Consider the following 24,943-nt stretch of genomic DNA (forward strand, 5'->3'; position numbering starts at 1 on the left):
TGGCTCTGGGTACGTGGTGACTGAGGTTGGAACGGTTTCGGCAAGCATCAGGGTACGTCTGTTCTAGGCCCGTCTTGCTACATGTCAGCCTGTTCTTGAGGCGCGTTGCCGCAAGGCAGCAACGGCAATCAAGGCCGTAGCAAATAAAGGGGACGATAACTTCACGCCGCCGGAGGGATGGCAGCACGGGCTATACGGCCCAGGTCCGCGTCATGCGGGATGGAGTCCGAGTCTATCAGGAAACCCGAACTTTCGACGGGAAGCAGACTGCCAGGTGTGGTCGAACAAGCAGCAACAGCGCTGTTCCCGCCGGTGCTGCCATTTTTTAGGTAACTAAGTTACGTGGATTCATCTTTTTCCTCCTAACGGTAGGATTCTTTGCTGGGAAAAGGAGGCATTAGATAGCAATGCCTCTCGGCACAGCGCCCAAGCGCTATGCCGAGAGTCAAACGTGACGCTGGCCCATACGTGTCCGCGGTGTGCCTGCCCGTTACTTCGGCATCAGCACGGTATCGACCACATGGATCACGCCGTTCGACTGCATAACGTCGGCGATGGTGACGGCTGCCTTGCCGCCCTTGGCGTCGACTATCCAGAGCTTGCCGTCGTGCAGCTTCACGGTCAGGTCTTCGCCCTGGACGGTTTTCAGCTTGGCCATGCCGCCATGCATCTTGGCTTCGGCCATCAGTTGCTTGGCGGTGTGAGTGCCAGGTACTACGTGATAGGTCAGGATCTTGGTCAGGTCGGCCTTATGCTCGGGCTTGACCAGGGTATCGACCGTGCCGGCTGGCAGCTTGGCGAAGGCTTCATTGGTTGGAGCGAAGACGGTGAAGGGGCCGCCGCCATTGAGCGTATCGACCAGGCCCGCTGCCTTGACGGCGGCTACCAGGGTGGTGTGGTCCTTGGAGTTGACCGCATTCTCGACGATGGTCTTGGACGGGTACATTGGCGCACCGCCTACCATCACGGTATCGGCGGCGAAGCTGAGCGGGACGGTGGCGCAAAGGATCGCGAGACTGGCTACAGCGGCAATTCGTTTCAGCAAGGTGTGCATTATTCGTCTCCTGAGTTCTTCGGCCCTCCAAATGAGGGTGATGAATGTACGGAGGCGTCCGAGAAACGGATGCATCAGAGCGCGATTATTTTTCCTTGAGCGATGACTGGCCCCGTGGGAGCGCCGGTCGGCGAACCGGCCAGGGGTTCAATGGAGACCGCCAGCACCGCACCAGGGGTCACCGCCATCGCGAGTTCAGCGGGCACAGCCAACGCCACGGCAGAATGGTCCTGAAGCAGCCCTAGCGAATGGGGCTTGCCGTCGGCCGTTATGATCCAGGCCTCTGCGCTCCTATCCGGCCAATTGGGCTTGCCAGTAGGTGCGAACAGCAGTTGGCGGCCACCTGCCTGCAGCGTGACGCTGAACAGCAGGTCGCCGTCGCGCTGCTCCAGGCGTGCCAGCAGGGCGGGGGCTGGTGCCTGGACTGGACGTAGCACCACGAACATTGCCAGCACGAGCGCGGCGGCCAGCGCCATCGCCGTTGTCCAGCGCCACAGGCGCGCGTTGCTCCAGTGACGTATCGGCTCGGGCGGCAGTTGCTCCACCGGGAACAGCTGCTGCTGGATATCCTGCCAGACGCGAGCGGGCGGTTCGACGACGGGAAACTCGGTGAGCCATTCGGCGAAATGCCGCTGCCAGGCCGCTAGCTGCTCCCGGTGTGCAGGATCCCGCCGTAGAAGCTCCTCCACCTGCAGGCGTTCTTCAGCGGACAGCACGCCCAAGGCATATTCTGCGATGAGCATAGAGTGCTGGTCGGTAGGGGGAAGATCCTTGTCGTTCATAGTCCCAGGCACGCGCGCAGTTGCAGAAGGCCCCGCCGAATCCAGCTTTTCATCGTTCCTAGCGCGATGCGGTGGCGAGCGGCCAATTCAGCGTAGGAATAGCCTTCGAAGAAGGCGACCCGGATATAGGCCTGCTGGTCCTTTCCCAGGGTTTTCAGACAGTGATCGATCTGGCGACTCTGTCGATGCGTTTCGAAGTCTTCGGCAACGGAGTGGGGGGCTGTCCACTCGGCAATGCTGTCGAGTGACTCGTGGCGATGCTGCGCTCGACGTCGGTCGATGGCCTTGTGCCGTGCGATGGTCGCCATCCAGGTCATGGCGCTGGAAAGCCTGGCGTCGTACGTTCCGGCCTTTAGCCAGATGGTGGTATAGACCTCCTGCAACACCTCTTCCGCCTCCGCACGATCACCCACGTACTGGAGGCATACGCCGAACAGCCTGCTCGAGGTCACGCGGTACAGCGTTTCGAACGCCAGGCGGTTTCCCTGGCCGCAGGCCTGAAGCAGGACAGTGAGTGCGACGGACTCGGGATTCGCTTCAGGGCTAGCCGGTACGGCTGATCTGCTCGTCAAGGATGGCGTTCCGACAGGATTGCAGGAAAGGTAGCTCGCGTAGGCCTGAGGGCCGACACAGGGTAGACGACACCGTGGCAGGCATTGTCATGAGCCCAGGAGAGGAGTACTGGCCTTGACGACTTCGCCCACGCGGGACAACTGGAAAAGCGACGGAACGTTCTCTCGATTTACCATCGATAAGGCGACCTCGCAATCGCGATTGCCGGCGAGTGCGCACAGTCCATCGACTCCTTGGCAGTTGGAGGCTTGGCGGGTTCACGCTCCGTATCCAGCCCTTGACGACCTTTACACAAGCCTACATTCCGATCCGTAGCTGCCTTGCTGGCGGACCGGCTAGCATGCGCTTCCAGATCGTATGACTGTTCAGGTAACCACGATGTCGCTTCCATCCGAATCCCCGCGCTGGACGTCCCGCATTCTGCTGGTGGACGACGATCCGCCGATTCGCGAGTTGATCTGTGGGTATCTGGCGCGCTTCAGCATCCATGCGCGGGGTGTGGGCGATGGGCAGGAGATGCGCCGGGCGCTGGCGGAAGAGGCGTTCGACCTGATCGTGTTGGATCTGATGTTGCCGGGGGAGGATGGCCTGTCCCTCTGCCGGGCGCTGCGGCGGGACAGCGGCATTCCGATCCTGATGCTGACTGCCCAGTGCGAGCCCGCCGACCGGATCATCGGGCTGGAACTTGGCGCCGACGACTACATGGCCAAGCCGTTCGAGCCGCGGGAACTGGTGGCCCGTATCCAGTCGGTGCTGCGGCGGACGCAGGACAATCGCCACGCCCCGCGCAAGGCGCCACGTACCTGCGTCAGCTTCGATGGCTGGAAGCTGGACGGGGTCCTGCACCAATTGCATTCGCCCGCGGGCGTGATGGTGCCCCTGTCCAATGCCGAGGTGCGGCTGCTGTGGGTGTTCATCGAGCACCCGCGCCATGTCCTGAGCCGGGAGCAACTGCTCGATGCCACGCGGGGCCGCGCCATCGAGGCCTTCGATCGAAGCATCGACCTGCAGGTGTCCCGTTTGCGGCAGAAGCTGGGCGATGATCCCCGCGCGCCCCAACTGATCAAGACGGTGCGCGGAGAAGGCTACCTGTTCGATGCCAAGCAGATAGGCGCCTAGCCATGCGGCGCCTGGATACCCTGTTCGCGCGGCTGTTTGGCGTGTTCCTGCTGGCCATCCTGCTCGGACACCTGCTGGCGTTCTTCTGGTTCCGGCATGAGTTCGGTGACCGAGCGCCGCCCCGACCTCCGCTGTCGATGCGGGAAGCGCCCTTCGAGCGGCCACCGCCGCCACCGGAACGCTTTCCCGACAAGGAGCCCAACTGGTGGCGACGCGTGGAATGGCTGCTGGGCGGACCGCTGGTGTTCCAACTGGGCTCCCTGGTGATCGCCGCCTGGCTGGGCGCGCGGTTGTTGACGCGGCCCCTGCGCCAGTTGACGCAGACCGCGGAGCATCTGAGCCACAATCTCGATGGCTCGCCCATTCCCGTCACCGGCCCCTGGGAAACCCGCGAGGCCGCCCGGGCACTCAATCGCATGCACCAGCACCTGCTCGATCAGATCCAGCAGCGTGGCCGCATGCTCACGGCCATCTCCCACGACCTGCGCACGCCTTTGGCCCGGGTGAAGCTGCGCATCGAAGACATCGACGATCCCCGGTTGCATGCCCGGGTCAGCCAGGACGTGGACGACATGATCGCCTTGCTCGATGGCACCCTGAGGTATCTGCGCGAACAGCATCGTGAGGAATGTCCGGTGCTGTGCGACGTCCAGGCGCTGGTCGAGGCCATGGCTGAGGATGCCGAGGAGGAGGGCGCCCAGGTGTCGGTCGAGGGTACCTGCGTGCCCTTGCGGGTGGCTCCCATGGCGCTGCGTTCGTGCCTGACCAATCTGCTGCAGAATGCCCTGCGCTACGCCGGGCACGCGGAAATCCGCCTGGCGGAACGACCCGATCGCCTGGTCATTCGCATCGTCGACCATGGGCCGGGCATTCCCGCGGCCTTGCGTGAGGCGGTCTTCGAGCCCTTCTATCGCCTCGAAGGCTCACGCAACAGATCGTCCGGCGGTACGGGGCTGGGGCTGGCCATCGCTCGCGAGGCCGCGGCGCACATGGGCGGCGAGCTGAATCTCGAGGAAACCCCCCGGGGCGGCCTGACCTGCCAGGTGACGTTGCACCGCCCGCCACCCTAGCTTGTGTCGGGGGGCATACAAAGGCGGTAAATCGCCGATACGTAGCGGCTGGATACTGGATCGTGCGGGATACCTACGTCTCGCATCTTCCAGGAGAAATTCCCATGATCAGCGGAATAGGCAGTGGCTACTCCAGCTACTATGGCAGTGCCAGCGCGATCAAAGGCAACGGCAACAGTAGCGGCAGCGTGGACAGTCGCATCGGTGGCAGCGATGACGACAATCCGTTGAAGAAGCTGTTCACCAAGCTCGATAGCGACGGCGATGGCGCCATCAGCAAGAGCGAGCTCGCCACCGCCGCCAGCGCGGCCAGTGGCAGCCAGGATAGCGATGCGGCGAACGGTGACATCGACGTCGACAAGCTACTCGGCATGCTGGACCAGAACGGCGACGGCAGCGTGGGCGAGAACGAATTCGCCTCGGTATTCGCGCCACCGCCGGCGGGTGAAGATGAGGTCTCTGGCGAGGGCCTGGCCAGCAGCGAAGGTAGCGGCGGACGCCTGCCGCCACCCCCGCCGCCGAAGTCGAGCGAGACTCAGTCTTCGTCCAGCGATACGACCAGCCAGACCACCTCGACTCCCTACAATCAGCTGGTCCAGGCAGTTCTGCGCCAGTACCAGAGTATTGGCAGCTATGGCACCAGCAGCTCCAGCAGTGGACTGAGCGTGGCTGCCTGATCGAGCCGCAGCGGGAGGGGTGGGGCGGCCGGGCGCCGCGCCGTCCCCAGTCGTTGCATGACGGCTCCCCTTGGTTCGTTCCAGGTGTCGCGCTCACGACCGATCGTGTAGGTCGGCCCTTGTCGGAGCGGTTCCCGCTGTTGACGGTGACCCGGTAGGAACGGTCAGGCGCAACGGAAAGCACTGTTGTTTCAGGATGTTGCGGTTACGTATGGATTACGGATTTCGCGAAATTGTTATGATATAACGTGCGGCTTTCGTGGGCTGGCCCAGGTCTGGGTACAAGTCGGATGCCTGGATGACGGGGTTCGGGGTTGCAGCCGAAGGGCAGAACGGTGCCGTCAGCATCCTGGGCCCGCAGAGCCAGCCGCTCTCACCCCTTCCATCGTGGCTCGGGCTGCGATGAGACAGTCGCTCGTAAGGAACACCATGCTTATCCCTCGCTGCATCCGTACCGCCGTTACCGCGTCGACGCTGACCTTCCTGGCCTTGCCAGGTGCCTTCGCCCAGGACCGGGTATTCGACGTGGTCGGGCCCTTCGAGATCGGTGGCCTTGATCCGTCGATCTCCGGGTTCGTCTTCCAGCGCATGCAGATCGCGGAGACGTTGCTGGAAGCGGATGTCCAGGGGCAGCCCGCACCGGGCCTGGCGCAGGAGTGGCAGGTGTCGGCGGATGGCCGGACCTGGCGCCTGACCCTGCGGCAGGGGGTGAGATTCCATGATGGCAGCGCCCTCACGGCTGAGGTCGCCGCGGCCGCCCTGAATGCCGCGCGGGGCAAGCCCGGGGTGCTCCGGCAGGCCGGGATCGAGGCGGTCACGGCGCAAGGCAACGAGGTGGTGATCCAGCTCGGCAAGCCCTTCAAGCCGCTGTTGGCGTTGCTGGCCCATTCGTCCACCAACATCCTCGCGGCGGCGTCCTATGACGCCGAGGGCAAGGTACAGCGGATCATCGGGACCGGCCCCTATCGGCTGACGCTTCTGGAGCCGCCCCAGCGACTGGCTGCGGAGCGCTTCGATGGCTATTGGGGCACCCGGCCGCAGATCGGCAGGACGACCTATCTGGCCGCTGGCCGCGGCGAGACACGTACCCTGATGGCCGAGAGCGGCGATGCCGAGCTGGTATTCCAGCTGGACCCGCCGAGCATCGCCAGACTCAGGCGCTCCAGCGCCCTCAAGGTACTCATCGAGCCGGTACCCCGGGTGGTGCTGCTGACCCCCAACTCCGGCGCGGGCGCGACGGCCTCGGTAGAGGTGCGCAAGGCGCTCAGCCTCGCCATCCAGCGTGAAGGGGTGGCCGCCGCCGTCTTGCGGGCACCGGGGACGGGGGCGACCCAGCTGTTCGCCAAGAACGTACCGGCCTGGCACGACCCGCAACTGGCGCCACTTGCCTACGATCCTGCGGCTTCGCGCCAACTGCTGGCCGGGCAGGGCTGGACGCCCAGGAGCGACGGCATCCTGCAGAAGGATGGCGCACCCCTCAGACTGAAGCTGCTGACCTATGCCGATCGCCCGGAGCTGCCGCTGATCGCCACGGCGCTGCAGGCGCAACTGCGCGAAGTTGGGGTGGATGTGGAGGTCGCCGTGCAGAACTCCAGTGCCATCCCGGCGGCCCATCAGGACGGCTCGCTGCAGCTCGCGCTCTATGGGCGCAATTTCGCCCTGGTACCCGATCCCCTGGTCACCCTGCTGAACGACTTCGGCAACGGCGGTTCCGAGTGGGGGCCAATGGGCTGGCGGAACGTTGCCTTCGACCAGGCGCTGGTATCCCTGCTGGCCACCGAAGATCCGGCTGAGCAGCAGCGGCAACGGCGCATCGCCATGGCCCAGGTCCAGCAGGAGCTGCCGGTGATTCCGGTGGCCTGGTATCGGCAGACCCTCGCCGTGTCCACTGCCGTCGAGGGGGCCGCCATCGATCCCTTCGAGCGGACCTTCGGCCTGAGCAAGATGCGGTGGGTCGAATGACGCGCCTTCTGACCTTCCGCCTGCTGCAGGCGGGCCTGGTGGCTTTGCTGGTGGGTGCTCTGACGTTTCTCTTCATGAGCCTGCTGCCAGGGGACGCCGCCTACCGCATCGCCGCCGGACGCTATGGCTACGACTTGGTGGACACGGCGGCCGCCGAGGCGGTGCGAGCGGAACTGGCGCTCGACCAGCCGCTGCTGTGGCGCTTCCTGGCCTGGATCGGCGATCTGCTGACCCTCGATCTCGGGCATTCGCTGGTTTCCGGCAAACCGGTGATCGAGGTGGTCGCCCATGAGCTGGGCAGCTCCGTGCGCCTGGCCATCGGCGCGGTCTGCCTGTCCTTGCTGATCGGTCCGCCGCTGGGTGTGCTGGCCGGTCTACGGCCAGGCGGTCTGCTGGACCGCCTTCTGCTGGTGCTGACCACGGCAATCCGGGCGCTGCCGCAATTCGTGCTGGGCGTGCTCTTCGTGCTGCTGTTCGCCATCTCCTGGCAGCTGTTCCCGGCGGCCGGACACGGCACCTTCTGGCACAGCGTATTGCCGACCTTGACCCTCGCCCTGGGGCTGGCAGCGGTGTCCTCCCGCGTCGCCCGGGACGCCACCCAGGCGGTGGCTGCCTCGGCCTACTACGGCTTTGGGCGCCTCAAGGGGTTGCGCGGTGCAAGCGTCTTCCTGCGCCACGGCCTGCGCAACATCGGCGTGCCGGTGGTGACCTACCTGGGCGTGCAGCTGGTGTATCTCATCGAGGGGGTGGTGGTGGTGGAGACACTGTTCGCCTGGCCCGGCATCGGCCACGGGTTGGTCCATGCCATCGTCCAGCGCGACGTGCCCATGGTGCAGGGCACGGCCCTGGCGATGGGCTTGTTGTTCGTCCTGCTCAATACGGCGGTCGACGTGGCCAACCATCTGCTCGATCCGCGTGGGAGGCCTGCATGAACCTGGAAAGCGCCGCCGTACTCACGGCACCTCCAGCGCGTACCGGCGCCCGGGCGCTGGGACTGGGCCTGCTGGTGGCCCTGATCGCCGTCGCCGTGCTCATCCCGTTGCTCTGGCAGGGCGACATCGCGCGCCAGGACTACCTGGCGATCCTCGCCGCGCCCAGCAGCACCTATCCCCTGGGTACCGACCACCTGGGGCGCGACATGCTCGCGCGGTTGTCGGTGGCCCTGCGCTTTTCCCTCGGGCTGGCCTTCATCAGTGTCTGCACCGCCGCCGTTCCCGGCCTGTTGCTGGGCATCCTGGCGGCCTGGCAGGGCGGCTGGGTGGACAGGCTACTGGGCGGGCTGGCCGAGCTGTTCCTTGCCGTGCCGGGGCTCCTGCTGGTGTTGCTGATCGTCGCGGTGTTTCCCGGCTCCTTCGTCGCGCTCTACAGTGCCGTCGCCCTGGTGCTCTGGGTGGAGTACTTCCGCATGACCCGCGCCCTCGCGCGTACGGTACTGGCCTCGCCGGCGGTCGCCGCCAGCCAGTTGCTGGGTTTCGGTCCCCTGTACATCGTGCGTCGGCACCTCTGGCCGCAGCTGGCACCGGTGCTGCTGACCATCGCCGCCTTCGGCGCCGCCTCGACCATCATGGCCGTTGCCGCGCTGGGTTTCGTCAGCATCGGCGTGCGACCGCCGACCGCGGAGCTGGGATTGATGATCACCGAATTGTTGCCCTATTACGCCGAGGCGCCCTTGGTCATCGCCCTGCCGATCGGCGCGATCTTTCTGACCGTGCTGGCGCTGCTGCTCATCACCGGAGGGCGCAAGCCATGACCACCTTGCTGACCACCACGGCGCTGGAAATCCGCGCCGGCGATACGCCGCTGGTTGAGCCGCTGTCCATCAGTCTGGCGCCAGGACAGGTGCTGTCGATCATCGGTGAGACGGGTTCGGGCAAGAGCCTGTTCGCCCAGGGTGTCGTCGGCAACCTGCCGGCAGGCCTCGAAGCCCATGGCCGGATAGGCCTGGCGGACGGTTTCAGTGAAGACGGGCGCCAGGCAGGGCGGCGACGCCAGTGGGGCAGGGGCTTGGCAGTGCTGCCCCAGGAGCCTTGGCTGAGCCTGGACCCGACCATGAGGGCCTTGGCCCAGGTGAGCGAGACCTACACCCGGGTGGTGGGACTCCCGGGCGCAGCGGCGCGGCAGAAGGCTACGACGGATCTGGCGCGCCTGGGGCTCGCGGGTGCCGAGCGCAAGTATCCCTTCCAGCTGTCGGGGGGGATGGCGCAACGGCTGGCCTTCGCCGCCACCCATGCCGGTGGGGCGCCGCTGCTGATCGCCGACGAGCCCACCAAGGGCCTGGATCGTGATCGGATCGACGAGGTAATCGGCCTGCTCGAGACGCTGCTGGCCGAGGGCGGCAGTCTGCTGATCATTACCCATGACCTGGAGGTCGCTCGACGGCTCGGTGGAGCGGTGATGATCATGCTCAAGGGCCGGGTGATCGAGTCGGGCACGGCCGAGCAGGTGCTCGGCGCCCCCCAGCACGCCTATACCCGGCAACTGCTGGCGGCCGATCCCGCGCACTGGTGCCGTCGCCCGCAGCGGCAGGGCAAGGGTGAGCCGGTGGTGGCGGTCGAGGGCTTGAGCGCCAGCCGTGGCGGCCGGCAGCTGTTCGAAGACCTCTCGTTCGAAGTCAGGCCGGGAGAGATCCTCGGCGTGACGGGGCCGTCCGGCTGTGGCAAGTCGACGCTGGGCGATATCGTCCTGGGACTTGCGGCGCCCAGCGGCGGTCGGCTGCGGCGCCAGGACGGCTTGAGCCGCTTCGCCTTCCAGAAACTCCACCAGGACCCGGTTTCGGCCTTCGCCCCGGCGGCGACGATCCGCCAGTTACTGGCGGATCTGGTTCGCCTGCACCGCTTGGATGCGGCGCGCATCGGGCGGCTGATGCAGCGACTGCGCCTCGACGAGCGCCTGCTGGACCGTCTGCCGGGCAATATCTCCGGAGGCGAGCTGCAGCGGTTCTCACTGCTACGGGTACTGCTGCTCGATCCAGCGCTCATCTTCGCCGACGAGCCCAGCTCGCGGCTGGACCTCATCACCCAGAAGGAAATGATCGAGCTGCTGGTGGAAACGGCGGAGGAAGCGGGTACGGCCATCCTATTGGTCAGCCACGATGAAGCCCTGGTCGATGCCGTGGCCGACCGACGCCTTCAACTGAGCGATCCAGCCACCCCTGCCCAGTGGCAGACGCCACCAGCCGGACGACTCGCCGAAGCCCTTATCTGAGGCAGGGTGTCGCCCACCTTCGAACCCTTGTTTCCAGCCGGGCGGCTAGCCGTCCTGGCAGGCATGCGGACACCCGCGATTTATATCCAGCAATCAGAGGACATCATGGAACGCTCGCTTCAAGAGGATGTAACAGTTGCCGACGCCCACCGGCTGGGCGTCGGCAGACTGCTCGGTCCGTTGGCACTGGGAGTGGTAGGGGGCTGCACCTTGCTGGGGAATGGCGAGGCTGTGTTCGCCGAGGGTTTCGTGGAGGACAGCAAGCTGACCCTGACCGCGCGCAACTACTACTTCGGCAGCGATCGGCGCAATGGGCGCCTGGATCAAGAGGATTGGACCCAGGGCTTCCTGCTGGATTATCAGTCCGGCTTCACCCAGGGCGACGTGGGACTCGGGATCGACGCCTTCGGCTACCTGGGCCTGAAACTCGACGGCGGTCCTGGGCGGCGGGGTACCGGTAACCTGCCGGTGCATGCCGGCAACCAGCCCGCCGATGACTACTCCCGCACCGGCGCGGCAATGAAGCTGCGGCTGGCCCAAACGGTAGTCCGCTATGGTCAGCAGGCGCCTACCGCACCGGTGTTCGCCATCAGCACCAGTCGGCTGCTGCCGCAGACCGCCACGGGCTGGAGCCTGGCCAGTACCGACGTCGCCAATCTGCTGCTGGAAGCTGGTCACTTCACCTCGGCGACCGATCAGGTCAGCACCAACCACGACGGTGATCTCTGGGCCGGCTACGCCCGTCGACGCGCCGACCATCTCGACTTCTCCGGGGGTAAGTACAGCCCGGTGAAAGGTGTCAGCCTATCCCTGTATGCCGCACAGTTGGATGACATCTGGAACCAGTACTACGGCAACCTGAATCTGGTGAAGCCGCTGTCCAGCACCCGGTCGCTGACCTTCGACGCTAACCTCTACCGGACGCTCGACACCGGCGCGGCCAAGGCCGGTCCTATCGACAATACCGCCTATAGCCTTGCTGTGGCCTACACCCAGGGACCTCAGACGTTCACCCTCGGCTGGCAACGGATCGATGGCGATACGCCCTTCGACTACGTTGGATTCGGCGATAACGGCCGTGTCGGGGGTGGCCTGTTCCTCGGCAACGCCTCGATGTTCTCCGACTTCAACGCCCCGAACGAACGCTCCTGGCAGGCGCGCTACGACCTGAACTTCAAGACCCTGGGCGTGCCGGGGCTCAGCCTGATGACCCGCTATATCAAGGGCTCCGACATCGATGGCAGCAACCTGCCTGCCAACAGCGCCTATCGCGGCCTGTATGGTGCGGATGACCGCGAGCGGGAGCTCAACCTGGAAGGTCGCTACCTTGTCCAATCCGGCTCGGCGAAGGGGCTTTCGATCCGGGTACGCCAGGCGTGGCACCGTGGCTCGCTGTCCACCGGTGGCTCCGTCGACCAGTTGCGCGTGATTCTCGATTATCCGCTACGGCTGCTGTGAATCAATCACGCGTGAATCCGTGGAGGCCTACCGCTGACCGCCGCTCCCTGACCACCCATCACTCCCGACTCAAGGCTTCGGGGTGTCGTCGATAGCTCTTTTAGTCAATCAATAAGAGTATCGCTCCATGAGTCTGCGCAGTCTGAAGGTCGCACCGCGCGCCCTGCTGTTCTTCTCCGTCATCGTGCTGATCGTCTTCGCGCTCGGCGCGGTGGCCGTGCTCCAGATGAATCGGCTGTACGGCGCGGAGCAGGATGTCGAGACCAACTGGCTGCCAGGCAACCAGCTCGCCGGGCGCATGGGCAGCGGGCTGCTGCGGTTGCGATTGGAAAGCCTGAGGGGCACCACCACGCCGGACGCCGCCCTGCGCGAGCAGACCATCAATGCCTTTCCCGGCTATCGCACGGCCTTCTTCGATGCCGTGAAGGGCTACGAGACGACGGTCTCCAACGAAGAAGACAGGCGGCTGTATACGGCCGTCGTCCAGGGGGCGGAGGCCTATCGCCAGTTGCTGGACGCCTTCGAACCCAAGCTGCGGGCCGGTGACACCGCGGGTGCCGTCAGTCTGATCAATACCTCCATCCGGCCGCTCACCAACGCCTTGGAGAAGAATATCGCCGACCTGATGGCCTTCAACGAACGGGGCGCTCAGGCTGCCGGGGTGGCAGCCGGGACCACCTTCACCCGTGGCCTGACCTGGGTCTACGGCCTGATTGGTACGACTATGTTGGTCACCGTGGTGCTGGCGCTATTGCTGGTGCGCAGCATCACCCGTCCCGTGGGCGAAGCGCTGCGGATCGCCGAGCGGATCGCCCGCAAGGACCTGACCGAACGAATCACCGTGGTCGGCCGCGACGAGGCCGCCGGGCTGCTCCAGGCGCTCGCCCAGATGCAGGACAATCTGCGCCAGACCGTGTCCCACATCGCCGACAGCTCCACCCAGTTGGCCTCCGCCGCGGAAGAGATGACGACCGTGATCGACGAGGCCAGCCGCGGTCTCATTCGCCAGAACGACGAGGTCAACCAGGCCGCCAGTGCCGTGACCGAGATGAGTTCTGCGGTCGACGAGGTAGCGCTCAACGCGGCCGACGCCGCGACTACTTCCCGCCACACTCAGGACCTGACCCAGGAAGGCCTGGACAAGGTGGCGCGCACTGTCCACTCAATCGAAGCCCTGACCCAGAACGTGCTCAGTACCAGCGAACAGGTACGGGCGCTGTCGTCCCGCGCCCAGGACATCAGCACCGTGGTCGAGGTCATCCGCGCCATCGCCGAGCAGACCAACCTGCTGGCGCTGAACGCCGCCATCGAGGCGGCCCGGGCCGGCGAGCAGGGCCGTGGCTTCGCCGTGGTGGCCGACGAGGTACGGGCGCTGGCGCATCGGACCCAGCAGTCGACCCGGGAAATCGAGCAGATGATCGGCGCCATCCAGGATGACTCGTCCCAGGCCGTGCGGGCCATGGAGCAGAGTCAGCAACTGGCTGGTGATTCCAGCGCTGTGGCGCAACTGGCCAATGCGTCGCTGGAGCAGATTGCTGGGTCCATTGGCCAGATCAACGAGCGCAATGCCGTGATCGCCACTGCCGCGGAAGAGCAGGCCCAGGTAGCGCGGGAGATCGACCGCAACATCACCAGCATCCGCGATCTCGCGACGCAGAGCGCGGCGGGTGCGACCCAGAACGCTACGGCCAGCGCCGAAGTCTCCAGGCTCGCCGTCGGCCTGAATCGGATGGTGCAGGAGTTCGCCGTCTAGTCCGAAACATTCGGCGTGCGCGCTAGCTGCTGCAACTCTGCCAGCACCTCCAGCAGCATCGCCGAGCCGTCGCCGGTGCGGTGGCTGACCACGATGGGCGAGGTAGCCTGGGAGTCCAGCAGGGCGGTGTAGCCGATGTCGTCGCGGTGCAGTCGCTGCACCGAGGCCGGCACCAGGGTCACGCCGACGCCAGCGGCCACCAGGCCGATGGCGGTCTGCAGTTCGTTGGGGGTCTGGACCACATGGATGGTCAGGCCCTCGCTGGCGAAGAGTTTGAGCACGTGATCCGCATAGCTGGGGCGCGGCGAGCCAGGGTAGAGGATGAACGGCTGCTCGGCGAGCTGGGCCAGGCTCACTGGTACCGCCAGCAGCGGATGACCCTGGGGCAGCACGGCCACCAGCGGGTCTTCGCGCAACACGAACTGGGTGATGGCCGGGTCGTCGAGGAAGATGCGACCGAAGCCGATGTCGATACGCCCGGTCTTCAGGGCTTCTATCTGCTGCAGGGTGATCAGCTCGGCGAGGTTCAGCTCGATGTCGCCATGGGCGCGCAGGCGGCGGATCAGCTCCGGCAACTGACCATAGAGGGTCGAGGGCGCGAAGCCGATGCTGAGGAAGCGACGGCTGGCCGCGTTCATGCGCCGGGTATCGGTGCAGAGGCGTTCGAACTGTTCGAGCAGCTGCGACGCCTGCTCGTTGAAGAAGCGGCCGGCATCGGTCAGCTTGAGCGGGCGCCCGCGCTCCACCAGCGTCACCCCTAGCTCGTCTTCCATCTGCTGGATCTGCCGGCTCAATGGCGGCTGGGCGATATGCAGCAGCTCGGCGGCCCGGGTGAAGTTCAGGGTGTTCGCCAAGACGCGAAAATAGCGCAACTGCCGCAGTTCCACGATACCTCCAGGGTATGAAGCCAGACCTAATCCATATTGGACGGAGGTCTTCCGGCGCGTCAATCTCGGCTCAAACAACAACGCGCAGCGGTACTGAGCCCATGGCCTGTCCTACCTTCGAACGGCTGGAGACCCTGATCGTCGACCTGCCGACCGTCCGTCCGCACAAGCTCGCCATGCATACCATGCATGGTCAGACGCTGGTGATCCTCAAGCTCCACTGCAGCGACGGTATCGTCGGTATGGGCGAGGCCACCACCATCGGCGGTCTGAGCTACGCCGGGGAAAGCCCGGAAAGCATCAAGACCAACCTCGATACCTGGATCGCGCCGCTGCTGCTCGGCCAGGACGCCACCAATCTCAACGCCGCCATGCAGCGCCTCGACCGTAGCGTGCGAGGCAATACCTTCGCCCGCAGCGCCGTCGAGACCGCCATCCTGGACGCCCAGGGCAAGCGGCTGGGCCTGCCGGTGGCCGAGCTGCTCGGCGGACGGGTGCGCGACGGCGTGGAATGCGCCTGGACCCTGGCCAGCGGCGATACCGCCCGGGATATCGAGGAGGCCGAGCGGATGCTCGACCTGCGTCGCCACCGCCACTTCAAGCTCAAGATCGGCAGCCGGACGCCGGCGCAGGACGTCGCCCATGTCGGCGCGATCAAGAGTGCCCTCGGCGATCGGGCGTCCGTCCGGGTCGACGTCAACCAGGCCTGGAGCGAGGCAGTCGCCATCAAGGCCGCGCGTGAATTGGCCGAGGCAGGCGTCGAACTGATCGAGCAACCCTTGCCGCGCCATGATCGACTGGGCATGGCCCGTCTCAATGCCCACAGCCCGATCCCGCTGATGGCCGACGAAGCCATCGAATCGGTGGCGGATGCCTTCGCCCTGGCGCAGGCAGGCGTCGCGCCCATCTTCGCCCTGAAGATCGCCAAGACCGGCGGCCCCCGTGCGGTACTGCGCGCGGCCGCCATCGCCGAAGCCGCGGGCATCGGCCTCTACGGCGGTACCATGCTCGAAGGCAGCATCGGCACCCTGGCCAGCGCCCACGCCTTCGCGACCCTGGACCGCCTGGAGTGGCACACCGAACTCTTCGGCCCGCTGCTGCTGACCGAGGACATCCTCGTCGAGCCGCCGCGCTACCAGGATTTCCAACTGCAGATCCCGACCACGCCGGGACTCGGCGTCGTCCTCGACGAAGAGCGCCTGGCGCGCTTCGCCCGCCGCTAATCACGCTCAAGAGAGGAGTCTTCGAGATGCTGTTCCATGTCCGCATGACCGTGAAGCTGCCCACCGACATGCCCGCCGAGCAGGCCGCCCGGCTCAAGGCCGACGAGAAGGAGCTGGCCCAGCGCCTGCAACGCGAAGGCACCTGGCGTCACCTCTGGCGTATCGCCGGGCTCTACGCCAACGTAAGCATCTTCGACGTACCCGATGCTCAGGCACTGCACGACACCCTGATGCAGTTACCGCTGTACCCCTACATGGAGATCGAGGTCTCCGCCCTGTGCCGACACCCGTCGTCGATCCACGTCGACGACCGCTGATCCCGTTGCAATGTGCCTGACTGCCTGACAAGAACAATACGAGGACCATCACCATGACCGTACGCATCGCCCAGACCGCCGACGTGCAGAAATTCTTCGAAACCGTCAGTGGTTTCGAGCAAGCCGGCGGCAATCCGCGCATGAAAGCCATCGTGCACCGGGTACTGACCGATACCATCAGGATCATCGACGACCTGGACATCACCACCGAGGAATTCTGGGCCGCGGTGCACTACCTCAATGTGCTCGGCGCGCGCCAGGAAGCGGGGCTGGTCGTCGCGGGCCTGGGGCTGGAGCACTACCTGGATCTGCGCCTGGATGCCGAGGACGCCGAGCGCGGCCTGGTCGGTGGCACCCCGCGGACCATCGAGGGCCCGCTCTACGTGGCCGGAGCGCCGCTGTGCGAGGGCAGTGCCCGTCTGGATGACGGTACCGACGCCGGTACGCCGCTGTTTATGCAGGGGGTGGTGCGGGATGTGAAAGGCAAACCACTGGCCGGTGCCATCGTCGACGTCTGGCACGCCAATACCGGCGGTACCTATTCCTACTTCGACCCCAGTCAGTCCGAGTTCAACCTGCGTCGCCGCATTGTCACCGACAACGAAGGGCGCTATCGCTTCCAGAGCATCGTCCCCTCCGGCTACGGCTGCCCGCCGGATGGCCCTACCCAGCAGTTGCTGGACCAGCTCGGTCGCCATGGCCAGCGTCCGGCCCACGTGCACTTCTTCATCTCTGCGCCCCAGCATCGCCACCTGACCACCCAGATCAACCTGGCCGGCGACCAATACCTGCATGACGACTTCGCCTACGCCACCCGTGACGAGTTGATCGCCGAGATCACCTTCAGCGAAGACCCGGCCCGTGCCGAGGCGCTGGGCGTGTCCGGCCGTTTCGCCGAGATCGACTTCGACTTCGAGCTGCAGCCCGCCGCCGAGCCGGCCGCCGAGGAACGTCGCGAGCGGGTTCGCGCCCTGGAGGCCTGAATTCGGTGCTGACCCGCCGAAAGCCCGGGGCGCCTCGTGTCCCGGGCTTTGCCGTGCGCCTCGATCCACTACAACAACAAGAGGGGTTCCGACCATGACCTTGCTCAGCGAGCGCAGCCTGGTGTTCGCCCAGGCCGATGCAGCCATGGTATCGGCCTACGTCAACGAGCACGTGGGCCATCACCGTATTCGCCTGCCGGTACGCGACCGCCCGCGGGCGAGCATCCTGCACCGGAGCTTTTCCAACCTCGATCTCTGCCGCCTGAGCTATGGCGGCCAGGTGCAGGTCACCAGTCCGGCACTGGAAAGCGTCTTTCACCTGCAGGTGCTGCTCCAGGGACGCTGCCTCGCGCGCGGGGCAGGGCGGGAGCGGGTGTATGCGCCGGGGCAGATGTTGCTGATCAATCCCGACGAGCCGGTCGACCTCACCTACTCGGAGGACTGCGAGAAATTCATCCTCACCTTGCCAGTGCGGGTGCTGGAGACGGCTTGCCTGACCCAGGGCTGTCCACTGCCCGCCACGGGCGTTCGCTTCGAGCATCAGGCCGGTGACGCTGTTGCCGTGGGCAACTTCCTGGCGCTGCTGGAGCTGCTGTGCCTGGAGGCAGAGGAGGTAGCCACGCCCGCTACCTCGGCGCTGTACGAGCGCCTGGTGGCCAGCAAGCTACTGGCGCTGGTGGAGAACAGCACCTGGGCAGTGCCCACCGTATTCACCGCCGGCAGCCGCCGCTTCGAGGTGCTGCAGGCCTTCATCGATGAGCACCTCGGCGAAGACATCAGTGTGGAGCGCCTGATGCAGGTAGCCAATGTCAGCCGGCGCACGCTCTACAGCCTGTTCGAGCGCCATGTCGGCGTTGCCCCAGGTGACTACATCCGTCAACGCAAGCTGGAGCAGGTCCGGCAACGGCTGCTGGACCCGCGTGCCTGCAGTGTCACTGCCGTGGCCCTAGACCTCGGCTTCGTGCATCTGGGGCGCTTCGCCGAGCTTTATCGCAAGAGGTTCGGCGAACGGCCGTCGGTCACCTGGAAGCGCGGGCGCGAGGAGGGCGCACAAGGCGGATAGCGATTCGCACGCCACGGCTATTGGCGGGGTACCGCCGCTCCTACCCTGGGTTGGCCTGACACAACAACAACCGAGGGATACCCCATGATCAGCATGCTCGACCGCCTCGCCCGGCAGGTTGCCAGCGCCGTCGAAGACGACCCGGCCCGTGGCGTCTTCCGCTGCCGCCGTAACGTCTTCACCGATCCCGCGCTGTTCGAACTGGAGCTCGAGCACCTCTTCGAAGGCGGCTGGGTCTACCTGGCCCACGAGAGCCAGATTCCCGACGTCAACGACTACTTCACCACCTGGATCGGTCGCCAACCGGTGGTGATTACCCGCGACAAGCGGGGCGAGCTGCACGGGCTGGTGAACGCCTGCGCCCACCGCGGCGCCATGCTGTGCCGTCGCAAGCAGGGCAACAAGAGCTCCTTCACCTGTCCCTTCCATGGCTGGACCTTCAGCAACAGTGGCAAGCTGCTCAAGGTGAAGGATGGCAAGCATGGCGCCTACCCGGAGCAATTCGACTGCGACGGCTCCCATGACCTGAGCCGCTTGGCCCGCTTCGAAAGCTATCGCGGCTTCCTGTTCGGCTCGCTCAGCGCGGCGGTGCCCGAGCTGTCCGACCATCTCGGCGAAACCCGCGTCATCATCGATCAGATCGTCGACCAGGCACCCGAGGGTATCGAGGTGCTGCGTGGCAATTCCACCTACACCTACGACGGCAACTGGAAGCTGCAGATGGAGAACGGCGCGGACGGCTACCACGTCAGCTCCGTGCACTGGAACTACTCCGCCACCATGCAGCGGCGCAACTACGCGGCCGAAGGTACCCGTACCGTGGATGCCAACGGCTGGTCCAAGAGCATCGGCGGCGTCTACGGTTTCGCGCACGGCCACCTTCTGCTCTGGACCCAGTTGCTCAATCCCGAGGTGCGTCCGGTGTACGCCCAGCGCGAGGCGCTCAGGGAGCGGCTCGGTGCGGAGCGGGCCGATCTCATCGTCGGCCAGACCCGCAACCTGTGCCTGTACCCCAACGTCTACCTGATGGATCAGTTCTCCACCCAGATCCGCGTGGTGCGGCCCCTGGCGGTCGACAAGACCGAGGTGACCATCTACTGCTTCGCACCCAAGGGCGAAAGCGCTGCCGACCGCGCTCTGCGCATCCGCCAATACGAGGACTTCTTCAACGTCAGCGGCATGGGCACGCCGGACGACCTGGAGGAATTCCGCGCCTGCCAGGGCGGCTACCAGGGCAATACCGCGCTGTGGAACGACCTCTCCCGCGGCGCGCGGCACTGGCAAGCGGGCGCGGACGACAACGCCCGCGCACTGGGCATGGCGCCGTTGCTGTCCGGCCCCCGTACCGAGGACGAGGGCCTGTTCGTGCGCCAGCACGCCTATTGGGCCCAGGCCCTGGGGCAGGCCATCGAGCGGGAGCGCGCCATTCTGGTGGCCACCGATGGGGAGGGCGCCGCATGAACATCGTCCGAAGCCAACTCATCGATTTCGTCTACCGCGAAGCCCGCCTGTTGGATGATCGCCGGTGGGACGACTGGGTCGCCTGCTACAGCCCCCAGGTGCAGTTCTGGATGCCCGCCTGGGACGACAACGACCAGTTGGTCGAGGACCCCCAGGCGCACATCTCGCTGATCTACTACCCCAATCGTGAAGGCCTGGAAGACCGCCTCTTTCGCATCAAGACCGAGCGCTCCAGCGCCAGCACCCCGGAGCCGCGCACGGCCCATTTCATCACCAACCTGGAAGTCCTGGCCGTGGATGCCGAGACGGCCGAGCTGCGCTTCAACTGGCAGACCCTGAGCCATCGCTATCGCGCCACCGACGTCTTCTTCGGCACTTCCTTCTACGAGCTGGACCTACGCGGCGAGCGGCCACTGATCACCCGCAAGAAGGTGGTGCTGAAGAACGACTACATCCACCAGGTCATCGACATCTACCACTGTTAGGAGGACGCCGCCGTGAGCTATACCCTGGCCCTGACGTTCGAAGACGGCGTCACTCGCTTCATCGACTGCAACCCTGGCGAGACGGTGCTCGATGCCGCCTACCGCCAGCGCATCAACCTCCCCATGGACTGCTCAGATGGCGTCTGCGGGACCTGCAAGTGCCATTGCGAGAAGGGCGACTATGCCCTCGGCGAGGACTACCTCGAAGATGCCCTGAGCGCCAGCGAAGCCGCCGAGGGGCGGGTGCTGACCTGCCAGATGACGGTGACTTCCGACTGCGTGCTGCGGGTGCCCGTGCCCGCGGCCCGCTGCAAGACCGGCGTGGCCACCTACCAGGCCAGCGTCGCCGGACTCGAGCGCCTGGGCGACGCCGCAGTCGCCCTGCGCCTGACCCTGGATCGCGCGCCGGGCTTTCTCCCGGGGCAGTACATGAATTTGGAGGTGCCCGGTAGCGGCCAGACGCGGGCCTATTCCTTCAGCAGCCGGCCCGGGGAGGCCGTGGCCAGCTTCCTCGTCAAGCAGGTGCCTGGCGGACTCATGAGCGGCTGGCTGGCGCAGGCGCGCGTCGGCGATCAGCTGCGCCTGAGCGGTCCCCTGGGCAGCTTCTTCCTCCGTGAAGTCCGCCGGCCACTGCTGTTCCTGGCCGGAGGCACCGGGCTCGCGCCCTTCCTGTCGATGCTGGAGGTGCTGGCCGAACAGGGCTGCCGGCAGCCGATCCAGCTGCTGTACGGCGTGACCCACGACGAGGACCTGGTGCTGGTCGACGAACTGGAGGCCTACGCCCGCCGCTTGCCGGGCCTGAGCGTCCTGACCTGTGTCGCGGACCCGCGGACCCAGCACCCGCGTCAGGGCTATGTCACCCAGCACCTACCTGCGCAGGCGCTGAACGGGGGAGACGTCGACCTCTACCTGTGCGGACCGCCGCCCATGGTGGACGCGGTCCGCCAGTACCTGGGCGAGCAGCGCATCGAGCCTGCCAGCTTCCATTACGAGAAATTCACGCCCACGGTCGTGACGGCCGGCAACGCCGCCTGAGGAGAGCATCATGAATGGCCGATTTTCCAACAGGGTCGTGGTGGTGACCGGTGCGGCGCAAGGCATCGGGCGGGCAGTGGCCGAGCGATTGCGAGCGGAGGGGGCGCTGCTGGTGGCCATCGATCGTTCGGCGTTGGTCCATGAACTGCGGGACGACCTCAGCCTGACCCTGACGGCCGACCTCGAGCAAGCCGTTGACTGCCAGCGGGTCTTGCGCGAGGCCCACGCCTGGCAGGGACGGATCGACGTCCTGATCAACAACGTCGGCGGCACTCTCTGGGTCAAGCCCTTCGAGCACTATCGGGTCGAGGAGATCGAAGCGGAAATCCGTCGCTCGCTGTTTCCCACGCTCTGGTGCTGTCATGCGGTACTTCCGCACATGCTGGCGCGAGGGCAGGGCGCCATCGTCAATGTATCGTCCATCGCCACCCGTGGTATCAACCGGGTGCCCTATGGTGCCGCCAAAGGCGGCATCAATGCCCTGACCGCCTGCCTGGCATTCGAAACCGCCGGCCGGGGCATCCGGGTCAATGCCACGGCACCGGGTGGTACCCAGGCACCGCCACGGCGCATTCCGCGCAACGAGCAGGTGGAATCAGCGCAGGACCGCCAGTGGTATCAGCAGATCGTCGACCAGACCTGCGACAGCAGCCTGATGAAGCGCTACGGCACCCTGGACGAGCAAGCGGGCGCCATTCTCTTCCTGGCTTCGGACGAAGCTTCCTACATTACCGGGACTGTCCTGCCCGTCGGGGGCGGCGATCAGGGTTGACCCTGCCGCGCAGCGACATGGTGCCCTGGTATCCGCTATCCAGGAACCGCTCTGGCATGGGCTTTTCGTGCTAAGGTTGCCGTCTTTGCAGCAGTTCGCATTCGGTTACAGCCCCCGTATGCACAATGAGAGAACGAATCGGCGCTTGGCCTGCCTAAAACAGTGTCCAAACCAACCGGAGTCCTACCATGAACGCAAAGAAAACCGCTGCTCTGATGTTTGCTGGTCTGATCGCCGTCAGTGGCGCTGCCTTCGCCGCCGAAAGCGCGGGTAATCCGCCGAAAGCCAACAGCGCTGGCATGGGTACCCCGTCCGGCCAGAAGACCGGCGAGGGCGCAGGCGCCGCGACCGGTGCTGGCAAGACCACCCTCAACGAGCAAGGCCAGAAGAAACAGCAGTAATGGCGACAGGCCGCTGGTACCGCCAGCGGCCTGTAACTGCTGCAATGAGTTGGAACTTTACGGCTCTCTTGGGTCCAAGCGAGCCGAATGCGTGCGTACAGGGGTTAGATGGTGAGCGTGGAAACGAACAAGGTGGTGCTGGTCGTCGAGGATGAGCCGCAGATACTGATGATTCTGGCAGACTATCTCTCTGAACTGGGCTACACCGTTCTCCAGGCACCTTCTTCCGTGGAAGCCTTCCGCATCCTCGCCGGTAGGCCTCGCCTCGATCTGCTCATCACCGATTTTCGGCTGCCCGACGGCGTATCGGGGGTCATGATCGCCGAGCCGGCACTCAAGTTGCGTCCTGACCTCAAGGTCATGTTCATCAGCGGCTACCCTGCCGAGATCATCGATACCGGCTCGCCGTTGCTGGGTCGTATTCCCCTGCTTACCAAGCCTTTTTCCCTGGAACGCCTGCATCAGCAGGTGCAGAAGCTGCTCGGCAACTGAGCGGCGCAAGCCATAGATCGTTTTCCCGCTGGAACAGTCTACTGATCAGGTGCGGCCAGTCCGGCCGCCGCAGGTTGGGAGACCAGGGCATCCATGGCCATCAAGCATTTCACTCATCACGAAGCCATCTCGTCCGCCGTCCCGGCTGAGCAGGGATTCGCCGCGGTCATCGCCGTCAAGGCGCGCCAGGACGACGCGAAACCGACCTTCCACAAGGTCGCCACCGAGCGCCACTTCGATCTGGCCTCCGAGGCCGAAGAAGCCGCCGATGCCGCCCTCAATCGGGTAGCCGAGATAGGTGACAACGACGAACTTCTCTGGGACGAGCAGGCCATCTGATGGATAACGACCAGGGAAAGGCCGAAGAGCACCGCAAGGGCAAGGAACCGGGACCGGATGACCCGGAGCTGACTCGGGAAGAAGAGGAGGATGTCGACGATAACCAGCTGCCGCGGGCGGTGGTGTTGCACGAGATCATCCGTACTCAGGGCGATCACGAGCTGGAGCGGACCATCGCCGCGCTGTTCTGGTCCGCCTTGGCGGCAGGACTCACCATGGGCCTGTCGCTCATGTCGATGGGGCTGCTCAACGCCAACCTGCCCGCGGGTGGTTACACCAAGGTCATCGCCAGCTTCGGCTATTCGGCGGGATTCCTCGCGGTGATCCTCGCGCGCCAACAGTTGTTCACCGAGAACACCCTGACGGCAGTGCTGCCGGTGATGAGCGAGCCTACGCTGCACAACGTCGGTCGGCTCGGCCGGCTGTGGGGCGTAGTGCTGATCGGCAACCTGCTGGGCACCATGCTGGTGGCCTATGTGATCCTGCACCTGCCGCTGTTCGATGCCAAGACCGATGCCAAATTCATCGAGATCGGCACCAAGGTCATGGAGAACGATGCCGCCGGCATGTTCGCCAAGGGCATAGTCTCGGGCTGGATGATCGCCACCATGGTCTGGATGCTGCCTGCGGCGGAAAGCGCCAGGATCTGGATCATCGTGCTCATCACCTACCTGATGGCCCTGGGTGACTTCACCCACATCGTCGTGGGCAGCCTGGAGGTGGCTTACCTGGTGTTCGCCGGGGAGGCGACCTGGAGCGAGTTCTGGTTGACCTTCGCCGGCCCGACGCTGGCTGGCAACATCGTCGGCGGCAGTCTGATCTTTGCGCTGATCAGCCATGCGCAGGTACGCAGCGACAGCTAAAAGCAGAAGGGCCGGCAAATCGCCGGCCCTTCGCAGTGATCAGGCAACTGCCGCGATCACTCGTCGTCGTTGAGCTGGCCCATCGCGGTGGTGTTGAAACCACCGTCGACGTAGAGGATCTCGCCACTGATACCCGAGGCCAGGTCGGAGCACAGGAAGGCGCCGGCGTTGCCGACCTCATCGATGGTCACGTTGCGACGCAGGGGCGTCTGGCGCTCGTTGGCAGCCAGCATCTTGCGGAAGCTCTTGATGCCAGAGGCAGCCAGGGTGCGGATGGGGCCGGCGGACACGGCGTTCACACGGGTACCTTCCGGGCCGAGGCTGCCGGCCAGGTAACGCACGCCGGCTTCCAGGCTGGCCTTGGCCATGCCCATGACGTTGTAGTTGGGCATGGTGCGCTCGGCACCCAGGTACGACAGGGTCAGCAGGCTGCCGTTACGGCCGCGCATCAGCTCGCGACCGGCCTTGGCCAGGGCGACGAAGCTGTAGGCGCTGATGTCGTGGGCGATCTTGAAGCCTTCGCGGGTGGTCACGCTGGTGAAGTCGCCATCCAACTGGTCGCCGGGCGCGAAGCCGACCGAGTGCACGATGCAGTCCAGGCCGTCCCACTTCTTCGCCAGCTCGGTGAACACGGCTTCGATCTGGGCATCGTCGGCGACATCGCAGGGGAAGCACAGCTCGGGATTGGAGCCCCAGCCGGCGGCGAATTCCTCGACGCGGCCCTTGAGCTTCTCGTTCTGGTAGGTGAAGGCCAGTTCCGCGCCCTCGCGATGCATGGCGGCGGCGATGCCGGAGGCGATGGACAGCTTGCTGGCGACGCCGACGATGAGAACGCGCTTACCGGCGAGAAATCCCATGGTTTTTTCCTCTTCTGTGTTGAATCCGGAGCGACCGCCGCTAGGCTGGCGTCCGGGTTGGGCAGGGCTCTGCACGGGGCAGAGCGAGACCTTGTCCGGGGCCCCCTGAGGGG

Annotated in this window: 26 protein-coding genes and 1 pseudogene; 22 read left to right on the forward strand and 5 right to left on the reverse strand. The window is 65.5% G+C overall.

Annotated elements, in window-relative coordinates:
• Positions 1 to 490: 490 nt before the first annotated feature.
• The 3 genes from RND78_RS22100 to RND78_RS22110 form a co-directional block, all read right to left on the reverse strand.
• Positions 491 to 1,054 (reverse strand): fasciclin domain-containing protein, encoded by a 564-nt coding sequence (locus RND78_RS22100; RefSeq protein ID WP_312732118.1) that lies wholly within the window; start codon positions 1,052 to 1,054, stop codon positions 491 to 493.
• A gap of 74 nt (positions 1,055 to 1,128) precedes the next feature.
• Complete coding sequence (locus RND78_RS22105) at positions 1,129 to 1,836, reverse strand: anti-sigma factor domain-containing protein (RefSeq protein ID WP_312732119.1); 708 nt, start codon at positions 1,834 to 1,836, stop codon at positions 1,129 to 1,131.
• Complete coding sequence (locus tag RND78_RS22110; RefSeq protein WP_312732121.1) at positions 1,833 to 2,408, reverse strand: sigma-70 family RNA polymerase sigma factor; 576 nt, start codon at positions 2,406 to 2,408, stop codon at positions 1,833 to 1,835. Before RND78_RS22110 ends, RND78_RS22105 begins: the two co-directional genes overlap by 4 nt.
• A 379-nt stretch (positions 2,409 to 2,787) precedes the next feature.
• Between RND78_RS22110 and RND78_RS22115 the strand changes: the two genes are divergently transcribed.
• The 10 genes and pseudogenes from RND78_RS22115 to RND78_RS28410 all read left to right on the forward strand — a co-directional run bounded on the left by RND78_RS22115 (position 2,788) and on the right by RND78_RS28410 (position 13,652).
• Positions 2,788 to 3,528 carry a response regulator gene (locus RND78_RS22115; RefSeq protein WP_312732122.1) on the forward strand — a complete coding sequence of 247 codons (741 nt, stop codon included), beginning with the start codon at positions 2,788 to 2,790 and terminating at the stop codon, positions 3,526 to 3,528.
• Between the two features lie 2 nt (positions 3,529 to 3,530).
• A complete protein-coding gene (locus tag RND78_RS22120; protein ID WP_312732123.1) occupies positions 3,531 to 4,598 on the forward strand; it encodes an ATP-binding protein in 1,068 nt (355 codons plus the stop codon).
• Positions 4,599 to 4,702: 104 nt separating this feature from the next.
• Complete coding sequence (locus RND78_RS22125) at positions 4,703 to 5,275, forward strand: EF-hand domain-containing protein (protein ID WP_312732124.1); 573 nt, start codon at positions 4,703 to 4,705, stop codon at positions 5,273 to 5,275.
• Between the two features lie 429 nt (positions 5,276 to 5,704).
• On the forward strand, positions 5,705 to 7,237 hold the full coding sequence (locus RND78_RS22130; protein WP_312732126.1) for an ABC transporter substrate-binding protein: 1,533 nt from the start codon (positions 5,705 to 5,707) through the stop codon (positions 7,235 to 7,237).
• Positions 7,234 to 8,169, forward strand: coding sequence for an ABC transporter permease (locus tag RND78_RS22135; RefSeq protein ID WP_312732127.1), 936 nt, complete (start codon positions 7,234 to 7,236; stop codon positions 8,167 to 8,169). The genes RND78_RS22130 and RND78_RS22135 overlap by 4 nt, the downstream gene beginning before the upstream one ends.
• Entirely contained in the window at positions 8,166 to 8,987 is an 822-nt protein-coding gene (locus RND78_RS22140) for an ABC transporter permease (RefSeq protein WP_312732128.1), read from the forward strand. Before RND78_RS22135 ends, RND78_RS22140 begins: the two co-directional genes overlap by 4 nt.
• On the forward strand, positions 8,984 to 10,441 hold the full coding sequence (locus tag RND78_RS22145; protein ID WP_312732129.1) for an ATP-binding cassette domain-containing protein: 1,458 nt from the start codon (positions 8,984 to 8,986) through the stop codon (positions 10,439 to 10,441). Before RND78_RS22140 ends, RND78_RS22145 begins: the two co-directional genes overlap by 4 nt.
• Positions 10,442 to 10,546: 105 nt before the next feature.
• Complete coding sequence (locus RND78_RS22150; protein WP_312732130.1) at positions 10,547 to 11,899, forward strand: OprD family porin; 1,353 nt, start codon at positions 10,547 to 10,549, stop codon at positions 11,897 to 11,899.
• Between the two features lie 127 nt (positions 11,900 to 12,026).
• Positions 12,027 to 12,797, forward strand: a pseudogene (locus RND78_RS28405) (MCP four helix bundle domain-containing protein); the annotation flags it as partial.
• A gap of 66 nt (positions 12,798 to 12,863) precedes the next feature.
• Positions 12,864 to 13,652 (forward strand): methyl-accepting chemotaxis protein, encoded by a 789-nt coding sequence (locus tag RND78_RS28410; protein ID WP_409457098.1) that lies wholly within the window; start codon positions 12,864 to 12,866, stop codon positions 13,650 to 13,652.
• Here RND78_RS28410 and RND78_RS22160 read toward each other — a convergent pair.
• A complete protein-coding gene (locus RND78_RS22160; protein WP_312732132.1) occupies positions 13,649 to 14,539 on the reverse strand; it encodes a LysR family transcriptional regulator in 891 nt (296 codons plus the stop codon). The genes RND78_RS28410 and RND78_RS22160 overlap by 4 nt on opposite strands.
• Positions 14,540 to 14,640: 101 nt before the next feature.
• Between RND78_RS22160 and RND78_RS22165 the strand changes: the two genes are divergently transcribed.
• From RND78_RS22165 to RND78_RS22220, 12 genes are all read left to right on the forward strand, one after another.
• Positions 14,641 to 15,762 (forward strand): muconate cycloisomerase family protein, encoded by a 1,122-nt coding sequence (locus tag RND78_RS22165; protein ID WP_312732133.1) that lies wholly within the window; start codon positions 14,641 to 14,643, stop codon positions 15,760 to 15,762.
• A 26-nt stretch (positions 15,763 to 15,788) separates the two neighbouring features.
• A complete protein-coding gene (gene catC, locus RND78_RS22170) occupies positions 15,789 to 16,079 on the forward strand; it encodes a muconolactone Delta-isomerase (protein WP_312732134.1) in 291 nt (96 codons plus the stop codon).
• Positions 16,080 to 16,132: 53 nt separating this feature from the next.
• Positions 16,133 to 17,062, forward strand: a complete 930-nt coding sequence (catA, locus tag RND78_RS22175) for a catechol 1,2-dioxygenase (RefSeq protein WP_312732135.1) — start codon at positions 16,133 to 16,135, stop codon at positions 17,060 to 17,062.
• A 94-nt stretch (positions 17,063 to 17,156) separates the two neighbouring features.
• Positions 17,157 to 18,125 (forward strand): AraC family transcriptional regulator, encoded by a 969-nt coding sequence (locus RND78_RS22180; protein ID WP_312732136.1) that lies wholly within the window; start codon positions 17,157 to 17,159, stop codon positions 18,123 to 18,125.
• A gap of 84 nt (positions 18,126 to 18,209) precedes the next feature.
• Positions 18,210 to 19,586, forward strand: a complete 1,377-nt coding sequence (locus RND78_RS22185) for a Rieske 2Fe-2S domain-containing protein (RefSeq protein WP_312732137.1) — start codon at positions 18,210 to 18,212, stop codon at positions 19,584 to 19,586.
• Complete coding sequence (gene benB / locus RND78_RS22190; RefSeq protein WP_312732138.1) at positions 19,583 to 20,071, forward strand: benzoate 1,2-dioxygenase small subunit; 489 nt, start codon at positions 19,583 to 19,585, stop codon at positions 20,069 to 20,071. The genes RND78_RS22185 and benB overlap by 4 nt, the downstream gene beginning before the upstream one ends.
• Before the next feature lie 12 nt (positions 20,072 to 20,083).
• Positions 20,084 to 21,106, forward strand: coding sequence for a benzoate 1,2-dioxygenase electron transfer component BenC (gene benC, locus RND78_RS22195; RefSeq protein WP_312732139.1), 1,023 nt, complete (start codon positions 20,084 to 20,086; stop codon positions 21,104 to 21,106).
• A gap of 10 nt (positions 21,107 to 21,116) precedes the next feature.
• The gene (locus RND78_RS22200; RefSeq protein WP_312732140.1) at positions 21,117 to 21,878 is read left to right on the forward strand and encodes a 1,6-dihydroxycyclohexa-2,4-diene-1-carboxylate dehydrogenase; all 762 of its coding nucleotides are present in this window, start codon (positions 21,117 to 21,119) and stop codon (positions 21,876 to 21,878) included.
• A gap of 188 nt (positions 21,879 to 22,066) precedes the next feature.
• On the forward strand, positions 22,067 to 22,279 hold the full coding sequence (locus tag RND78_RS22205) for a hypothetical protein (RefSeq protein WP_312732141.1): 213 nt from the start codon (positions 22,067 to 22,069) through the stop codon (positions 22,277 to 22,279).
• Between the two features lie 108 nt (positions 22,280 to 22,387).
• Positions 22,388 to 22,771, forward strand: coding sequence for a response regulator (locus tag RND78_RS22210; protein ID WP_312732142.1), 384 nt, complete (start codon positions 22,388 to 22,390; stop codon positions 22,769 to 22,771).
• Between the two features lie 93 nt (positions 22,772 to 22,864).
• Positions 22,865 to 23,110 carry a hypothetical protein gene (locus tag RND78_RS22215; protein WP_312732144.1) on the forward strand — a complete coding sequence of 82 codons (246 nt, stop codon included), beginning with the start codon at positions 22,865 to 22,867 and terminating at the stop codon, positions 23,108 to 23,110.
• Positions 23,110 to 23,973, forward strand: a complete 864-nt coding sequence (locus RND78_RS22220; protein WP_312732145.1) for a formate/nitrite transporter family protein — start codon at positions 23,110 to 23,112, stop codon at positions 23,971 to 23,973. Before RND78_RS22215 ends, RND78_RS22220 begins: the two co-directional genes overlap by 1 nt.
• A gap of 56 nt (positions 23,974 to 24,029) precedes the next feature.
• Here RND78_RS22220 and fabI read toward each other — a convergent pair whose 3' ends face one another.
• The gene (gene fabI, locus RND78_RS22225; RefSeq protein ID WP_312732147.1) at positions 24,030 to 24,830 is read right to left on the reverse strand and encodes an enoyl-ACP reductase FabI; all 801 of its coding nucleotides are present in this window, start codon (positions 24,828 to 24,830) and stop codon (positions 24,030 to 24,032) included.
• Positions 24,831 to 24,943 lie beyond the last annotated feature (113 nt).

The sequence above is a fragment of the Pseudomonas oryzihabitans genome (genome assembly GCF_032027545.1).
GTDB classification, from domain to species: domain Bacteria; phylum Pseudomonadota; class Gammaproteobacteria; order Pseudomonadales; family Pseudomonadaceae; genus Chryseomonas; species Chryseomonas oryzihabitans_F.

Coding starts and splice junctions, on each gene's coding strand:
- RND78_RS22100 (WP_312732118.1), bottom strand. CDS start 1,054: ATGCACACCTTGCTGAAACGAATTGCCGCTGTAGCCAGTCTCGCGATC.
- RND78_RS22115 (WP_312732122.1), top strand. CDS start 2,788: ATGTCGCTTCCATCCGAATCCCCGCGCTGGACGTCCCGCATTCTGCTG.
- RND78_RS22140 (WP_312732128.1), top strand. CDS start 8,166: ATGAACCTGGAAAGCGCCGCCGTACTCACGGCACCTCCAGCGCGTACC.
- RND78_RS22185 (WP_312732137.1), top strand. CDS start 18,210: ATGATCAGCATGCTCGACCGCCTCGCCCGGCAGGTTGCCAGCGCCGTC.
- RND78_RS22145 (WP_312732129.1), top strand. CDS start 8,984: ATGACCACCTTGCTGACCACCACGGCGCTGGAAATCCGCGCCGGCGAT.
- RND78_RS22200 (WP_312732140.1), top strand. CDS start 21,117: ATGAATGGCCGATTTTCCAACAGGGTCGTGGTGGTGACCGGTGCGGCG.
- RND78_RS28410 (WP_409457098.1), top strand. CDS start 12,864: ATGACGACCGTGATCGACGAGGCCAGCCGCGGTCTCATTCGCCAGAAC.
- RND78_RS22210 (WP_312732142.1), top strand. CDS start 22,388: ATGGTGAGCGTGGAAACGAACAAGGTGGTGCTGGTCGTCGAGGATGAG.
- RND78_RS22150 (WP_312732130.1), top strand. CDS start 10,547: ATGGAACGCTCGCTTCAAGAGGATGTAACAGTTGCCGACGCCCACCGG.
- RND78_RS22205 (WP_312732141.1), top strand. CDS start 22,067: ATGAACGCAAAGAAAACCGCTGCTCTGATGTTTGCTGGTCTGATCGCC.
- RND78_RS22180 (WP_312732136.1), top strand. CDS start 17,157: ATGACCTTGCTCAGCGAGCGCAGCCTGGTGTTCGCCCAGGCCGATGCA.
- RND78_RS22165 (WP_312732133.1), top strand. CDS start 14,641: ATGGCCTGTCCTACCTTCGAACGGCTGGAGACCCTGATCGTCGACCTG.
- RND78_RS22215 (WP_312732144.1), top strand. CDS start 22,865: ATGGCCATCAAGCATTTCACTCATCACGAAGCCATCTCGTCCGCCGTC.
- RND78_RS22130 (WP_312732126.1), top strand. CDS start 5,705: ATGCTTATCCCTCGCTGCATCCGTACCGCCGTTACCGCGTCGACGCTG.
- RND78_RS22120 (WP_312732123.1), top strand. CDS start 3,531: ATGCGGCGCCTGGATACCCTGTTCGCGCGGCTGTTTGGCGTGTTCCTG.
- benB (WP_312732138.1), top strand. CDS start 19,583: ATGAACATCGTCCGAAGCCAACTCATCGATTTCGTCTACCGCGAAGCC.
- RND78_RS22125 (WP_312732124.1), top strand. CDS start 4,703: ATGATCAGCGGAATAGGCAGTGGCTACTCCAGCTACTATGGCAGTGCC.
- catA (WP_312732135.1), top strand. CDS start 16,133: ATGACCGTACGCATCGCCCAGACCGCCGACGTGCAGAAATTCTTCGAA.
- RND78_RS22105 (WP_312732119.1), bottom strand. CDS start 1,836: ATGAACGACAAGGATCTTCCCCCTACCGACCAGCACTCTATGCTCATC.
- RND78_RS22135 (WP_312732127.1), top strand. CDS start 7,234: ATGACGCGCCTTCTGACCTTCCGCCTGCTGCAGGCGGGCCTGGTGGCT.
- fabI (WP_312732147.1), bottom strand. CDS start 24,830: ATGGGATTTCTCGCCGGTAAGCGCGTTCTCATCGTCGGCGTCGCCAGC.
- catC (WP_312732134.1), top strand. CDS start 15,789: ATGCTGTTCCATGTCCGCATGACCGTGAAGCTGCCCACCGACATGCCC.
- RND78_RS22220 (WP_312732145.1), top strand. CDS start 23,110: ATGGATAACGACCAGGGAAAGGCCGAAGAGCACCGCAAGGGCAAGGAA.